Consider the following 15116-nt stretch of genomic DNA (forward strand, 5'->3'; position numbering starts at 1 on the left):
ATTCTTTCCGTAGCGTCTTATGTGACGTCAACGCCGTACTAGCAAGGTTCCGACATGAACTGGATCACAAACTACGTCCGTCCCCGGATTAATTCGATCTTCTCGCGCCGGGAAGTCCCGGAAAACCTTTGGCACAAGTGTGACGAATGCGGCACGATGCTGTTCCACCGCGAATTGGCGGAAAACCAGAATGTCTGCACCCAATGTGATCATCATATGGCGATCACTCCGCGCGACCGGTTCGGGCACCTGTTTGACGGTGGTATATTTACCGAGGTCGATGTTCCCGCTCCCAAAGATGATCCGCTACAGTTCCGGGACCAGAAGAGATACCCCGACCGGATGAAAGCAGCGCAGAAGAAAACTGGCGAGCAAGAGGCGATGCTGGTCGCCAAAGGTGATATCGGACGTACGCCGATCGTGGCAGCAGCCCAGGATTTCTCGTTCATGGGCGGCTCGATGGGTATGTATGTCGGCAATGCCATCATTGCGGCGGCGCAAGAGGCAGTTAAGTTGAAACGCCCGCTGATCCTGTTCTCGGCAGCGGGTGGCGCGCGAATGCAGGAAGGCATCCTGAGCTTGATGCAGATGCCGCGAACCACCGTGGCGGTTGAGATGCTGAAAGAGGCAAAACTGCCCTATATCGTTGTACTCACCCATCCTACCACCGGAGGCGTGACCGCTTCTTATGCGATGCTGGGCGACGTCCATATCTCGGAACCCAATGCGCTAATCTGCTTTGCAGGCCCGCGCGTGATCGAACAGACCATTCGGGAAAAGCTGCCCGAAGGATTTCAGCGCGCAGAATACTTGCTGGACCACGGAATGCTGGACCGGGTAACGAAGCGTACCGAAATGCGTGACGAATTGATCACGATTACCCGCATGCTGATGAATCAGCCTCCTGCGGTCAAAGGTGATTTGCCCGCGCCCACCCCCGAAGCCCCAGAGAAAGACGCGGATCAGGAATGACTTCGCCATCGTCAGACGTCATCCTTGATCGGATGATGGCGCTGCATCCCAAGATCATTGACCTGACGCTGGATCGGGTGTGGCGTTTGCTTGCCGCACTGGAAAGCCCTCAGACCAAATTGCCTCCGGTCGTTCATATCGCAGGGACAAATGGCAAGGGGTCTACGCAGGCTATGATCCGCGCCGGTATGAAAGGGGCGGGGAAAACGGTTCACGCCTATACCTCTCCGCATCTTGCCCGGTTTCACGAGCGTATTCGGCTGGCAGGTGAGTTGATTTCGGAAGCCGAACTGACAAACGTCCTTGATGAGTGCTATGCCGCCAATGGTGGTGAGAACATCACCTATTTCGAGATTACGACCTGTGCGGCCCTCCTGGCCTTTGCCCGCAAACAGGCTGATTATACCTTGCTTGAGGTCGGCCTTGGCGGGCGCCTGGATGCAACAAACGTGGTGCACGAACCCGCCGTGACGGTTATCACGCCGGTTTCCATCGACCATGAACAGTTTCTAGGCGACACGTTGGGCAAGATCGCTGCCGAAAAAGCCGGGATCATCAAGCCGGGCGTCCCTTGTATCGTCGGCCCACAGCAGGACGAAGCGCTTGAGGTCATCGAATATACAGCGGCCCGTCTGGGTGCCCCATTGCTGGTACACGGTCAGCACTGGCATGTGACCGAGGAAAACGGACGTCTTGTGTATCAGGACGAAATCGGGCTGCGGGATCTGTCGCTGCCCAACTTGCTTGGCGCACATCAAATTCAGAATGCGGGTGCGGCAATAGCGGTATTGCGCCATCTCGAACTTGGTGATCAGGCCTATGAGGCCGCCGTTACCAAGGCCGAGTGGCCAGCACGGATGCAGCGTCTGAAATCCGGCCCGCTTGTTGAACAGGCCGCACAGGCCGAGCTGTGGCTGGATGGTGGGCACAATGCCGCCGCGGGAATTGCGCTTGCTGAAGTGCTGAGAAAATTACCGCAATCTCCGACACATTTGATCTGCGGAATGCTCAACACCAAAGATGTCGCTGGCTATCTTGCACCGCTTGCCACGCAGGCTCAAAGCTTGACCGCAGTGTCGATACCGGGTGAGGCCGCGACGCTTAGCGCTGAAGATACGGCGCAGGCTGCTGACCAGGTTGGCATGAAAGCCGACACAGCAGAGAGTGTATCCGCGGCCCTGCAGAAAATCACAGACCAAGACCCTCAGGCCCGTATCCTGATTTGCGGATCACTCTATTTGGCGGGCAACATCCTACGCGAAAACGGATAGGTCTTCACCCGGCGGAAATACCCTGGGGGAGGCGCGCAAAACGTGACAGGGCAGCGCCCCTATGCCCCCCAATCCTCAGCCTGCATCTCGCGCAGTCGCGAGGCAGTGCGTTCGAACTCGAACGTCCCTTCACCCTCGACATACAACATCTCGGGCTCTGCTGCCGCCGAACAGATCAGGCGAACCCGCGCCTCGTACAAGGCGTCAATCAACGTCACAAAGCGCTTGGCCTCATTGAAATTATTCCGGGAAAGGCGCGGGATGTCCTCCAGAACCAGAACTTTGACTGCCTCGGCAACGGCCAGATAATCTGCAGGGCCCAGCATCCGTCCGCACAGGTCATAAAAGCTTGCTCGGGCTATCCCGTTCCGAAAGGCCGGCAATTCGACAGCACGGCCATTCACCTGCAACATCAGCGGTTCCGCCGCACCGCCCGCGAGATCGTTCCAGACGGATCGGATATTCTGTCGAGCCTCGGGGCCGATCGGCGTGAAATAGACTGGCGCACCTTCAAGACGGTTCTGTCGGTAATCAGTGGGCGAGACCAGTTCCCATATCTGAAGTTGTTCCTTGATATGCGCGATGAATGGCAAAAAGAGCTGGCGGTTCAAGCCGTTCTTGTACAATTCGTCCGGGTGCCGGTTGGATGTGGTGATGACCACGACCCCGCCAGCATGCAAAAGATCAAACAACCGCCCGACGATCATCGCATCGGTGATATCGGTGATCTGCATCTCGTCAAATGCCAGCAGTTTTACGGATTTGACAACCGAGTCCGCGACCGGTGCAAGCGCATCCTCAACTCCGTCCTTACGAGCTTTGTGCATCCCCGCGTGGATTTCCTGCATGAAAGCATGAAAATGGACGCGACGGGCAGGGATGTCGCCAAGCGCGTCGACAAACATATCCATCAACATCGACTTGCCACGACCAACTCCGCCCCACAGATAAAGTCCCTGGGGCGGCGGGGGTGCCTTGCGAAAGAAACCACGCCTGACCGGGGTAGCCAAGGCCGCGCGAATGCGTTCGAAATGCGGAAGGACAGCCTCTTGCGCATCGTCCCGCGTCAAAGTGCCATCGGCGATGCGTGCCTCGTAAAGCGATATCAAATCTGACATATCCCGAGGGATACCTTCACCTCAGGGCGTTGAAAAGAAGGCATTTGGAAGATGCATCAATTTTGCTTATCCGCGGCGCCAAAACTCCTGAATTGACCACGGTACAAATTTGCGTACCGTCGCGGCTCGGCCATTCCGAGGATTCAATGCCCCAACACGCGCGCCTGCTAAACCCGATCTTGATCGTCGGCTGCATAATTATCGCCGTCAGTTTTGCCGTGCGGGCATCCTTTGGCGTGTTCCAGATCCCCATTGCGACTGAATTCGGCTGGCTGCGCACCGATTTTTCGATGGCGATTGCGATCCAGAATCTCGCTTGGGGAATTGGACAACCCATTTTTGCCGCCATCGCCGAGAAGGTGGGGGATCGCTGTGCGATTGTGCTCGGGGCATTGACCTATGCAGCGGGCATGGTGTTGTCGGCGTGGTCCGTTACCCCGTTCGAGCATCAGATGTACGCCTGGCTTGTGGGCTTTGGGATTGCCGGCACGGGGTTTGGTGTCGTGCTTGCCGTAGTTGGGCGGGCGTCCTCTGATCATAACCGCTCTATGTCTCTGGCCGTCGTGACAGCGGCAGGAAGCTTTGGCCAGGTTTTGGGTGCTCCAACGGCGGAATGGCTTTTGTCTTTTATGCCCTGGCAACAGGTTTTCATCGTGTTTGCCGTTGCCATCCTGGCACTGGTCATGACTCTGCCCTTCATGCGCGCGCCCCAAGCCGCAACCAAAGCCGAAATCGAAGAAAGCATGGGGCAAATTCTGGGCAAGGCCTTCCGGGACCCGTCTTATACCCTGATTTTCCTGGGATTTTTCAGCTGTGGTTATCAGCTTGGCTTTATCACAGCGCATTTTCCCGCTTTCGTTACCGAAATGTGCGGCCCGATTCAGCCGGGTGGAATACTGGATTCCATTGGTATAACGACAACTTCCGCATTAGGGGCTGTGTCGATTTCATTGATCGGGTTGGCCAATATCGGAGGGACATTGCTGGCGGGGTGGGCCGGAATGCACTTTCCCAAGAAATACCTTCTGGCCTCTATTTATGCCGCCCGCACGCTTACAGCGGCGGCTTTCATAATCCTGCCGATCACGCCAATCACGGTCGTTGTATTCTCATTGGTCATGGGTTCGCTCTGGCTTGCAACGGTTCCACTGACCTCGGGGCTCGTCGCACATTTGTATGGGTTGCGCTACATGGGTACGCTTTACGGCATCATCTTCTTCAGCCATCAGGTCGGCAGTTTTCTTGGCGTCTGGCTTGGCGGCCGCATGTATGACCAGTACGGAGATTACACCTTTGTCTGGTGGATCGGCGTGGCCATCGGCGCCTTCAGCGCCATCGTTCACCTTCCCATCCGCGAGAACCGGCCGCTACCCGTCGCAGCCTAATCTAGCGGGCCTCTTCGCGGGTCAAAAGCCCCTCTGCCACCAACCGGTCTGCCCATCCTAGCGGGCCCTCAAAATGATGCGTTTGCCAGCCTCGCGCCTGCGCCGTTTCGATATTGTCGATCCGGTCGTCGGTGAACAACAACGTCTCGGGCGCCAGACCACAATCGGCTTCGACCATCTCGTAAATCGGGACATGCGGTTTCACTGTCTGCATGCGACCTGAAACATACAGCCGGTCGAACTCGTTGAGGAATGGATAGACCGTGGTTGCATACTCAAAATTCTGCACCCCGAAATTTGTGAGCGCAAAGACCGAGATGCCTTTGGCGCGCAGCGCACGTTGCAGTCGTACCGAGTGGGGAATTTCTGGCGTGGCCAATTCGATCCATTTGTCGTGCCACATCCGAATTTCATCCCGCCATTGGGGATATTTATCAGCCCAGCCATAGATGGTGTCCGTGAAGTGATGCCCCTGATCAACCAGATCATTCATTCCATGCAGGTCAACCTCGGCAAACATGGCCCGGCGACGGTCTTCACCAATAACCGCGTCGTAGTACCGTTCTGGCTGCCATTCTATCAGGACATTCCCGATGTCGAAAACCACCGCTTCTATTGGCATGAACAAACCTTCTTAGAATCTCTGCTGGGGCTGACTGAATCAATCCTTGCTGCGCTTTTCAAGACAGGAACTGCAGCGCGCAGCGCTGCCCGGCCCAACCGGAGGGGACGCATCTCTGATGCGTCTGTGACGGGCGGGAGGGTCACGCCCTTAGTGCCGCCCGCAATTCCCGTTCCAACGCATCCAAAAACCGGGACCTATCGGCCTTGCCAAAAGGCTTGCCACCGCCCCCGGCGCCCAGAGGGTTTGCCGAACGCAGGTCTGCCATCAGGTCGCGCATCGCCAGTTGCTGACCAATATTGGCGGCGGTAAAGGCCTCGCCGTTGTGACGTAATACACGCGCACCTGCTTCAACACATTTCGCGGCTAAAGGAATGTCTGAGGTCACAACCACGTCCCCTGTACCACAACGCTCTGCGATCCATTTATCGGCCTCATCCGCACCTGCGGACACGATCACAACCTGTACCAGAGGATTGGCCGAAGGCCTCAGGCCACCGTTCGAAACCAGAGCCATCGGAATCTTATGTCGGGTCGCTACACGCTCGGCCTCGGCCTTCACTGGACAGGCATCTGCGTCTATGTACAGGGTTGTCACGCTTTCTTTGCCTGTTTCTCGGCAGGCTTCTTCTTGACCTTGAATTCCTCGGGGATGGGCATCCGGTTGAACGCATCCAGACCAGCGATCTTATAAGCCTCGGCCAAGGTCGGGTAGTTGAATGTGTTTTGAACGAAATAATCCACTGTGCCTTTCAGGTTCAATACAGCCTGTGCGATATGGATCAGCTCAGTCGCGCCTTCGCCTACGATCTGCACACCAAGAACCCGGCGGGTTTTCAGCGAAAACAGCATCTTCAACATGCCATGTTCCAACCCCATGATATGCCCGCGAGAAGTTTCGCGGAATCGCGCGACGCCAACCTCATAAGGGATATCGCGCTCCTGTAGTTCCTCTTCGGACATGCCGCAGGTGGATATCTCGGGCACCGAATAGATGCCGTAAGGGTACCAGGGGCTTTCCGGCAGGGTCGGGGTCTCCAACGCGTGACATGCCGCCACGCGCCCCTGCTGCAGCGAGGTTGATGCCAGCGAGGGATGTCCGATTACATCTCCGGTCGCATAGATATGCGGTACCGCTGTCTGATAGGTCTTGCGATCGACCTCAATCCGGTTGCGGTGATCGGTTGTCAGCCCGACAGCATCCAGATTCAAGGCCGAGGTCGCGCCCATCCGCCCGGCGGCAAACAGCAACATCTCGGCCCGGACATGCCGTCCATTCTCGAGCGTCACTTCTACGTGGCTACCTCCATCTTCGATCTTTTCAACGGCAGAGCCCAGCCGCAAATCCACGCCGTTTTCGCGGATTTGGTGGGTAAAGTCGTGGATCAGCCGGCTGTCGATGAAATCCAGAAACGTCTCGCGGGGTTCAATCAGGGTGACACGTACATCAAGCGCGGAAAACATCGTGGCATATTCCACACCGATTACACCGGCCCCGATCACGCATAGCGAGCGCGGTATCTCGGCCATCTCCAGAAAATCATCGCCATCGACGATAGTCTTCCCGTTGAAGGGCACATAATCGGGACGATAGGTCTTGGTTCCGGTGGCGATCAGGAACTTTGCGGCGGACAGACGTGTGGTTTCGCCTGCGTCGGTTGCAACCTCAATCTCGTGGGGACCGACAAATCTTGCCAGACCATTTAAGGTTTCCACGTGGTTCCGGTTGAACTGATGTTCCAGCACGTCGACCTCATGGTCCAGCGTCATGTGCAACCGAGCCTTGAGGTCTTCGGCCCGGATCTGATCCTTTACCCGGTACGAGCGCCCGTAAAAGCTGCGCTCGCGCCAGCCAGACAGGTTCAGCACTGTCTCGCGGAGAGTTTTTGACGGGATGGTCCCGGTATGGACCGAGACCCCACCCAATCGATCCTTGCGGTCGATAACCAGCACCCGGCGTTTCAACTTGCCTGCCTGAATCGCCGCCGAACGACCGGAAGGGCCGGACCCGACAATGATCAGGTCATAGTCGTATTTGCTCATGCCTCAGTCTCCATACAGTGCTTCGGCGTGGAAAGTGATGTGGTCTTCCATGAAGGTCGACACAAAGAAGTAAGAATGGTCATAGCCGGGCTGCAGACGGAAAACTGCCTGTTGGCGACGTTCGGCTATCGCCTGGGCCAGCGCCTCGGGGCGCAACAGGTCGATGAACTGGTCATTGTCGCCGGTGTCGATCAGGACAGGGCCGTCGAAACCGGTGTTCTTCATCATCAGCGATGCGTCGTGCTTGGCCCATTGGGCCGCGTCATCGCCCAGATATGCCTTCAGTTGTTTGCGGCCCCAATCGGCGCTTGTTGGGTTTGAAATCGGTGCAAATGCCGAAACCGATCGGAACCGGCCCGGTAGGTTCATTGCCAATGTCAGGGCGCCATGGCCGCCCATGGAATGGCCGGTAATGGCCTGGCGGTCTGCGTCGATTGCAAAGGTTTCAACCAGCAGAGCGGGCAATTCCTCGGCCACATAGTCCCACATGTTGAAGTGCGGTGCCCAGGGTGATTGCGTGGCATTCACATAAAACCCCGCGCCCTGGCCCAGATCGTAGTCCTCGTGATCGGCAACGCCTTCGCCGCGCGGGGATGTGTCAGGGAAAACAAGGGCGATACCCTGTTCCGCGGCCCAGGCCTGCGCCCCGGCCTTGGTCATGGCGTTTTCATGGGTACAGGTCAGACCAGACAGATACCATAGAACCGGAACCGGGCCGTCCTTTGCCTCGGCGGGCAGGAACAGTCCAAAAGTCATGTCGCATTGGCAGGCAGCCGAGGCGTGGCGGTAGACGCCCTGGACGCCTCCGAAACAAGCGTTTTCCGAAAGGGTTTCCATTTGGTTCCGTCCTTACGTTAGGTTCGCGCCATGGCTATCGTTACTCGGTCCGTGCGTAAAGTCTGTGTTCCTGCGGCCAGCGAGTATTTTCCCTATCTGTGGCTTAGAATGTTCCGGCTATGGCAATCACCAGCGGCAGTGTCAGGATGCTGACCACGGTAGACAAGAGAATTGCGGCCGAAGCCCGATGGGGTGCGACCCCGTAATAGGCCGCCAGCATATAGACATTCCCAGCGACAGGCAGTGCTGCCGCTGCAATGGCAACCGAAGCCGAGAAGCTTTCCGCCGGGATCAACCAGATTACGAAGACAGCAACGCAGAGCGGATGAATGATCAGCTTGCAAAAACTCAGCCAGGCAGCGATCTGAACACGCTCGGCGGATTTGCTGGCGAGCGATGCCCCTATCGCAAACAAGGCTCCCGGAGTGGCTGCCCCGCCCAGGATTGTCAGAAAATCGTTCAGTGGAACTGGCACGGGAATTTGGAAGGCTGACCACAAAAGCCCCGCTGAAATAGATACGATCATCGGGTTTTTGAGCAAACCGAGGCCAATCAACCGAAATGTTGCCGGCGTCAGCCGCCCATCGCGCCCGGCATTGATCAAAATCACAATCAGCGAGGAAAACACCACAAGGTCGACAGTCAATACCAGCATGACCGGGCCGATTGCTGCTTCGGTGAACAAAAGCGCAAGCATCGGCAGCCCCAGAAAGCCCACATTGCCGATCGCAGCGCATTGGGCCTCGACGGCAGAGGTTGGCATGTCAAGGCCGCGCATCCACGCGATCAGACTGGCCAGAGCATAAACCGTAAGCGTTCCCAGCAGATAGCCCGCGACCAATCTGCCGTCGAATATCTCGGCAAAGGGCAGGGTGGCGGCAAAGCGGAACAACATTGCCGAAAGTGCAAAATAGAACACGAATTTCGTCAGATAGGCCGTGGCTTCTTCCGAAAAGAACCGACTGCGCCCAGCCCAATACCCCAGGCCGATAATCGCAAAGAACGGCAGCGTACGCAGAAAAATATCAGCCATGGCCAGAGTGTTAGCACGGTTTTCTCTGGCGGCAACCCCTGGCCAATCAGGCCCCGCCGAACGACCTTCGCGGACTGACCTAACGGAAAAATTACCATAATCCCGCCTGCCCATGGCCGAAATCCTATGCGAATCGTTGTATCTGAACTGATCAGTTTATAGATTCGACGAATCCACCCCTGAAGGAGAGCGCATGTCCGAAGCAACTGCCATTTTGCGAACAGGCCGAAAATTTGATCAGGTCCTGCAAGGAGCCCGATCGGTGTTCATGGCAGATGGTTTCGAAGGAGCTAGCGTAGATGACATTGCGCGCGCGGCGGGTGTTTCCAAGGCGACATTGTACAGCTATTTCCCGGATAAGCGTCTTCTTTTCATGGAGGTCGCTCAGAACGAATGCTGCCGTATGGCCGAGAATGTCGTTTCGATGGTTGACGATACAAAACCCGCACGCGAGGTGCTGACCATCGCTGCGACCCAGCTGGCCGCATTTCTGGTGTCGGATTTTGCGCAGCAGGTGTTCCGCATCTGCGTGGCCGAGCAAGATCGGTTCCCCGAACTTGGCCGCGCCTTCTATGAGGCGGGGCCGCAAAATGGCACCCGGCAACTTGCAGAATATCTGCAAAAAGCGGTGAATAAAGGCGAATTGGTTATCGAGGACCTTCAATTTGCCGCTGAACAGTTTTCGGAATTGTGCAAGGTCCGCCTTTGGCCCCGATCCACATTCGGCATTCAAAGCAGCTTTTCAGAGGCTGAGATTGAAGAGGTCGCGCTGCAGGCTGTCGACATGTTCATGGCCCGTTACGGCGCCTGACATTTGGGTCGGATCGACTCGATTCAAGACATGGATGTGGAGGTCGATCCCTGAAGCCCGCGGCATTTAGGATTGATGGCATTCAAGAGTTCGGACGCTCCTGCCCGGTGGCTTCGCCACTGCTTGGCTCTAATCGCCAAAGAACCGAAATCAGTTAGAAAACAGGCTCGACCAGGCAAATCATAACGCTGTACCTGCCCTCTTTTTTACTTCCTGATCGCTGGGCGGTGAACTCAGTTGACAATGGATTTTGTATTTTGGATACATTGGGCAGGGATTTCGCGGCGGTGACAGTCATCAAAGATTGTTCTGACTAGAAATTAGAACAACGCGAAAATCTGAAGAAAAAACATTTCTGGGAGAAACTCATGAAACTTAGATTGATGGCCGCAACTGCAGCGATTGCGTTGTCCAGTGCTGCGGCCCAAGCAAATACTTTGGTATATTGCTCGGAAGGATCACCCGAAGGCTTTGACCCGGCGCTATTTACCGCAGGGACAACCTTTGATGCCTCGTCACACCCGATTTACAACCGTCTGCTCGAGTTTGAGACCGGTACTACCAATGTTATCCCCGGTCTGGCGGAAAGCGTTGAGGCCAGCGATGATGGTCTGGAATATACCTTCAAATTGCGTCAGGGCGTCAAATTCCATTCGAATGACGAATTCACGCCGACGCGTGATTTCAATGCTGATGACGTGATCTTCTCGTTCATGCGCCAGAAGGATGAAGGCCATGCCTATAATCAGGTATCTGGTGGTACCTGGGAATATTTCCAGGGCATGGGTATGCCGGACCTGGTCGAGTCGATTGAAAAAGTCGACGACTACACAGTGAAGTTCACCCTGTCCAAGCCTGAAGCGCCTTTTGTGGCCAACATGGCGATGGACTTCGCCTCGATCCTGTCTGCGGAATATGCGGATGCGATGATGGCCGCGGGTACGCCTGAGAAGCTGAACACAGCACCGATCGGGACTGGTCCGTTCTCGTTTGTAGCCTACCAGAAAGACGCGGTGATCCGCTATGCGCAGAATGCCGACTACTGGAAGGCCCCTGCGGATGTGGAGAACCTGATCTTCGCTATCACGCCGGATGCATCGGTTCGCTATCAAAAGCTGAAAGCGGGCGAATGTCATATCATGCCTTATCCGAACCCGGCCGACATTCAAGCGATGCAGGACGATGCAGATATCAACATGTTGGAGCAGGAAGGTCTGAACGTCGGCTACCTCGCCTACAACACCACCATGGCACCGTTCGACAATCCGAAGGTCCGCAAGGCGCTGAACATGGCGATCGACAAGAATGCGATCATCGACGTCGTGTTCCAGGGCTCGGGCCAAGTTGCCAAGAACCCGATCCCGCCAACCATGTGGGGCTATAACGACGCCATCACCGATGACGCGTATGATCCCGAAGCGGCCAAGGCGATGCTGGAAGCCGAAGGCGTATCCGACCTGTCGATGAAGGTTTGGGCTATGCCGGTACAGCGTCCCTATAACCCGAATGCACGCCGTATGGCCGAGCTGATCCAAGCGGATTTTGCCAAGGTTGGTGTCGACGTCGAAATCGTGTCCTATGAATGGGGTGAATACCTGTCGCGTTCGAAAGATCTGGACCGTGACGGAGCCGTTCTGCTGGGTTGGACCGGTGACAATGGCGATCCAGACAACTTCTTGGCGGTTCTGCTGGGTTGTGACGGACGCGAAGCCTCGAACCGGGCGCAGTGGTGCCACGAGCCCTTCGAAGAGCTGATCCTCAAGGCCAAGCAGTCCACCGATCAGGCCGAACGCACCAAGCTGTACGAAGACGCTCAGGTGGTCTTCAAAGAGCAGGCGCCTTGGGCAACGATCGCACACTCGGTGGTCTTTATGCCGATGCGCAACGAAGTGCAGGGCTATAAAGTGCACCCGCTGGGCGGCCACATCTTCTACGGTGTGAGCGTCGAATAATTCATCACTTACCGACCGGAGCCGCCCGCGTGGCGGCTCCGGTTTCTTATTGGAGGTCGGCCCTGATGCCGAATTTGTCCGAGTACCGTCAACTGGCAAAGGACATGTCAGTTGATGCCGTGGCCCTTGTGCCCGGCCCGAATTTCACCCGCGCATTGGGAAAACCTTTCATGAGCCACGAACGGCCCTTTGTGGTCGTGGTCCCCAGCGAAGGTTCTCCTGCGGCCATCGTTCCCAACCTTGAGCTCGGCAGTTGGGACCTGGTTGGATTTGAAGGCGCCGTTTTCGACTGGTTCGACCAGACCGGGTATGATGACGCCTTTGCAGCCCTCGCCAAGCATATGCCGCTGACATCGCTGGCTGTGGAAGGGCAGGTGATGCGAGTCTTTGTGTCGAAGGCGTTTACCAACGCGTTACCGGACCTGCAGATTGTCGATGCCGAGCGTGAAATTTCTGGCTTGCGCATTATCAAGACAGAAGACGATATCGCAGCGCTTCAAGCCGCGATCGACATCTCTGAGCGCGCGTTAGAGCGCGTGATTGCGGATGTGCGCGTCGGTCAGACCGAATTGCAGATTGAACAGGCCTTGATTCAGGCGCTGTTTGCGGAAGGCGCCGCCTCGCTGGCATTTTCGCCGATTGTTGCCGCCGGGGATAACTCGGCGCGGCCCCATGGTAAGGCGCGGGCGGATTACCAGATCAAACCGGGCGATGCGCTTTTGTTTGATTTCGGAGCCCGCAAACATGGGTTTGCCGCCGACATCACCCGGACATTCTTTGTCGAAGAGGTCTCGGACGAGGGCAGGGCGGTCTATGACACCGTTCTGCGCGCCAATCTGGCAGGGTTCAAAGCCTGCCGTCCCGGTGTCACGGCGCATGATATCGACGATGCCGTGATCAGCGTGCTCGAAGCGTCACCCTATGCCGATCGGATCCGCACTAAAACGGGCCACGGGCTGGGCCGCGACGTTCACGAAGCGCCGTATATCATGCGTGGAAACGACCAGAAAATCCTTCCGGGCATGGTTTGGACAAACGAGCCGGGCCTATACGCGCTGGACAATTTCGGCGTGCGCATAGAAGATGACGTGCTTGTTACAGGGGATGGCTGTCGGTCGCTGACCCACTTTCCCAAAGATCTCACAATCATAGGTCGCTGATGTTTGGCTACTTTCTTTCTCGTCTCGGTATGTTCATTCCGACATTCCTGGGTGTAACGCTTATCTCCTTCATGTTCATTCGGGTTTTGCCCGGTGATCCGATCATCGTCATGGCCGGTGAACGCGGAATGTCCGAGGAACGCTATCAGGAAATGGTGGTCAAACTGGGCTTCGACAAGCCGGTCCTCCAACAATATTGGGACTATCTGACCGGCGTTATGCAGGGCGATCTGGGCGAAAGCTTTGTCACCAAGAAACCGGTCTGGGACGAGTTTTTTGCCCTGTTCCCAGCGACGCTGGAATTGTCGATCTGCGCGATGATCTTCGCGGTGGCCCTTGGGTTGCCCGCCGGTGTCATTGCCGCAGTCAACCGGGGCAAATTCTTTGATCGGGCGCTGATGTCATCTGCGCTGGTGGGATATTCGATGCCGATCTTCTGGTGGGCGCTGCTGCTGATCATCGTGTTCTCGGGCAACCTGGGCTGGACGCCTGTTTCGGGTCGGATCGACCTTCTGTATTACTTCCCCAGCGTGACCGGCTTTATGCTGATCGACAGTCTTTTGTCGGGGCAACCCGGGGCATTCACGTCGGCTGTTCGGCATTTGATTCTGCCAACGATTGTTCTGGGGACGATCCCGCTGGCTGTCATTGCGCGTCAGACGCGCTCGGCGATGCTTGAGGTTTTGGGCGAGGACTACATTCGTACCGCGCGGGCAAAAGGCCTGTCACCCACTCGGATCAACGGGCTGCATGCTCTGCGTAATGCGTTGATCCCCGTGATTACGGTGATCGGCCTGTCGGTTGGAACTTTGCTGGCTGGTGCAATTCTGACCGAGACGATCTTTAGCTGGCCGGGCATCGGCAAGTGGATGGTCGACAGCATCTTCCGGCGCGATTACCCGGTGGTGCAGGGCGGTCTTCTGATGATCGCCGTGATCGTGATGCTGGTGAACCTACTGGTCGATGTCCTTTATGGCATCATCAATCCAAAAATCCGGAGGCGGTGATGGCTGAACTATCCGCAAACGCACCCAAAACCGAAGACCGCCCAAGCGCCTTGCGCGAATTCTGGTTTTATTTCAGTGAAAACCGCGGCGCGGTGATTGGCCTGTGGGTATTCGCCGCCTTTGTCTTTTGCGCTGCCTTCGCACCTTTGCTGGCCCCCTACGATCCAACCGAACAGTTCCGCGAGCATATCCTGCAGCCTCCGGCATGGCAGGAAGGCGGCAGTTGGGCCTTCCCGCTGGGGACTGATCCGCTGGGCCGGGATATGCTTTCGCGGCTGATTATGGGATCTCGCTATTCCTTCTTTGTCGGGATCGTCGTGGTTTGTGTGGCCGTGTCAGGCGGTGTGGTTCTTGGCCTGCTATCCGGGTTTGCACCCAAATGGGTCGATACGATGATCATGCGCGTGATGGATATTATCTTGTCCTTTCCGTCGCTGCTGCTGGCACTGGTTCTGGTCGCCATTCTGGGCCCGTCTCTGACCAATGCAATGATCGCCATCGCCATTGTGTTTCAACCACATTACGTGCGCCTCACCCGCGCCTCGGTTCTGGCCGAACGGCAAAAGGATTATGTGACCTCGGCTCGTGTGGCCGGTGCAAGCAAGGCACGCCTGATGTTCAAAACCGTGCTGCCGAACTGTCTGGCGCCGATCATTGTCCAGGCGGCGCTGTCCTTCTCGACCGCGATTCTGGATGCTGCGGCACTTGGCTTTCTGGGCATGGGGGCGCAGCCGCCAACGCCCGAATGGGGCACGATGCTGGCCGAAGCGCGCGAATTCATTCTGCGCGCCTGGTGGGTGGTAACTTTCCCGGGCCTGGCCATTCTGGTCACGGTGCTGGCAATCAACCTGATGGGCGACGGTCTGCGCGACGCGCTGGACCCCAAGCTGAAACGGAGCTGACGA

At 56.7% G+C, this 15116-nt stretch carries 14 protein-coding genes; 8 read left to right on the top strand and 6 right to left on the bottom strand.

What is annotated here, in order from left to right:
- The first annotated feature begins 54 nt into the window (after positions 1-54).
- Both accD and AC2FJ5_RS01295 read left to right on the top strand, forming a co-directional pair.
- The gene (accD, locus tag AC2FJ5_RS01290) at positions 55-972 is read left to right on the top strand and encodes an acetyl-CoA carboxylase, carboxyltransferase subunit beta (RefSeq protein WP_142636339.1); all 918 of its coding nucleotides are present in this window, start codon (positions 55-57) and stop codon (positions 970-972) included.
- Complete coding sequence (locus AC2FJ5_RS01295; protein WP_496792115.1) at positions 969-2243, top strand: bifunctional folylpolyglutamate synthase/dihydrofolate synthase; 1275 nt, start codon at positions 969-971, stop codon at positions 2241-2243. Before accD ends, AC2FJ5_RS01295 begins: the two co-directional genes overlap by 4 nt.
- A gap of 59 nt (positions 2244-2302) precedes the next feature.
- Here AC2FJ5_RS01295 and zapE read toward each other — a convergent pair whose 3' ends face one another.
- Positions 2303-3361 carry a cell division protein ZapE gene (gene zapE / locus AC2FJ5_RS01300; RefSeq protein WP_496703209.1) on the bottom strand — a complete coding sequence of 353 codons (1059 nt, stop codon included), beginning with the start codon at positions 3359-3361 and terminating at the stop codon, positions 2303-2305.
- 146 nt (positions 3362-3507) lie between these two features.
- Between zapE and AC2FJ5_RS01305 the strand changes: the two genes are divergently transcribed.
- A complete protein-coding gene (locus AC2FJ5_RS01305; RefSeq protein ID WP_496703207.1) occupies positions 3508-4746 on the top strand; it encodes an MFS transporter in 1239 nt (412 codons plus the stop codon).
- A gap of 1 nt (position 4747) precedes the next feature.
- Here AC2FJ5_RS01305 and AC2FJ5_RS01310 read toward each other — a convergent pair whose 3' ends face one another.
- The 5 genes from AC2FJ5_RS01310 to AC2FJ5_RS01330 all read right to left on the bottom strand — a co-directional run bounded on the left by AC2FJ5_RS01310 (position 4748) and on the right by AC2FJ5_RS01330 (position 9281).
- A complete protein-coding gene (locus AC2FJ5_RS01310; RefSeq protein ID WP_496703206.1) occupies positions 4748-5368 on the bottom strand; it encodes an HAD family hydrolase in 621 nt (206 codons plus the stop codon).
- Between the two features lie 142 nt (positions 5369-5510).
- Positions 5511-5966 carry a YaiI/YqxD family protein gene (locus AC2FJ5_RS01315; protein WP_281972917.1) on the bottom strand — a complete coding sequence of 152 codons (456 nt, stop codon included), beginning with the start codon at positions 5964-5966 and terminating at the stop codon, positions 5511-5513.
- Positions 5963-7411 carry a Si-specific NAD(P)(+) transhydrogenase gene (gene sthA, locus AC2FJ5_RS01320; protein ID WP_142636327.1) on the bottom strand — a complete coding sequence of 483 codons (1449 nt, stop codon included), beginning with the start codon at positions 7409-7411 and terminating at the stop codon, positions 5963-5965. The genes AC2FJ5_RS01315 and sthA overlap by 4 nt, the downstream gene beginning before the upstream one ends.
- Positions 7412-7414: 3 nt before the next feature.
- Positions 7415-8248, bottom strand: a complete 834-nt coding sequence (gene fghA / locus AC2FJ5_RS01325) for an S-formylglutathione hydrolase (RefSeq protein WP_142636325.1) — start codon at positions 8246-8248, stop codon at positions 7415-7417.
- Between the two features lie 103 nt (positions 8249-8351).
- Entirely contained in the window at positions 8352-9281 is a 930-nt protein-coding gene (locus AC2FJ5_RS01330) for an AEC family transporter (protein ID WP_496792117.1), read from the bottom strand.
- A gap of 193 nt (positions 9282-9474) precedes the next feature.
- Between AC2FJ5_RS01330 and AC2FJ5_RS01335 the strand changes: the two genes are divergently transcribed.
- The 5 genes from AC2FJ5_RS01335 to AC2FJ5_RS01355 all read left to right on the top strand — a co-directional run bounded on the left by AC2FJ5_RS01335 (position 9475) and on the right by AC2FJ5_RS01355 (position 15113).
- Positions 9475-10092: a TetR/AcrR family transcriptional regulator gene (locus tag AC2FJ5_RS01335; RefSeq protein ID WP_142636321.1), complete on the top strand. Its 618-nt coding sequence runs from the start codon at positions 9475-9477 to the stop codon at positions 10090-10092.
- Between the two features lie 368 nt (positions 10093-10460).
- Positions 10461-12044 (top strand): ABC transporter substrate-binding protein, encoded by a 1584-nt coding sequence (locus tag AC2FJ5_RS01340; protein WP_142636319.1) that lies wholly within the window; start codon positions 10461-10463, stop codon positions 12042-12044.
- Positions 12045-12109: 65 nt separating this feature from the next.
- Positions 12110-13204 carry a M24 family metallopeptidase gene (locus AC2FJ5_RS01345; protein WP_496792119.1) on the top strand — a complete coding sequence of 365 codons (1095 nt, stop codon included), beginning with the start codon at positions 12110-12112 and terminating at the stop codon, positions 13202-13204.
- A complete protein-coding gene (locus AC2FJ5_RS01350) occupies positions 13204-14211 on the top strand; it encodes an ABC transporter permease subunit (RefSeq protein ID WP_142636316.1) in 1008 nt (335 codons plus the stop codon). Before AC2FJ5_RS01345 ends, AC2FJ5_RS01350 begins: the two co-directional genes overlap by 1 nt.
- A complete protein-coding gene (locus tag AC2FJ5_RS01355; RefSeq protein ID WP_185956667.1) occupies positions 14211-15113 on the top strand; it encodes an ABC transporter permease subunit in 903 nt (300 codons plus the stop codon). Before AC2FJ5_RS01350 ends, AC2FJ5_RS01355 begins: the two co-directional genes overlap by 1 nt.
- Positions 15114-15116: the final 3 nt, after the last annotated feature.

It is taken from the genome of Ruegeria sp. CDSA221 (assembly GCF_059611825.1).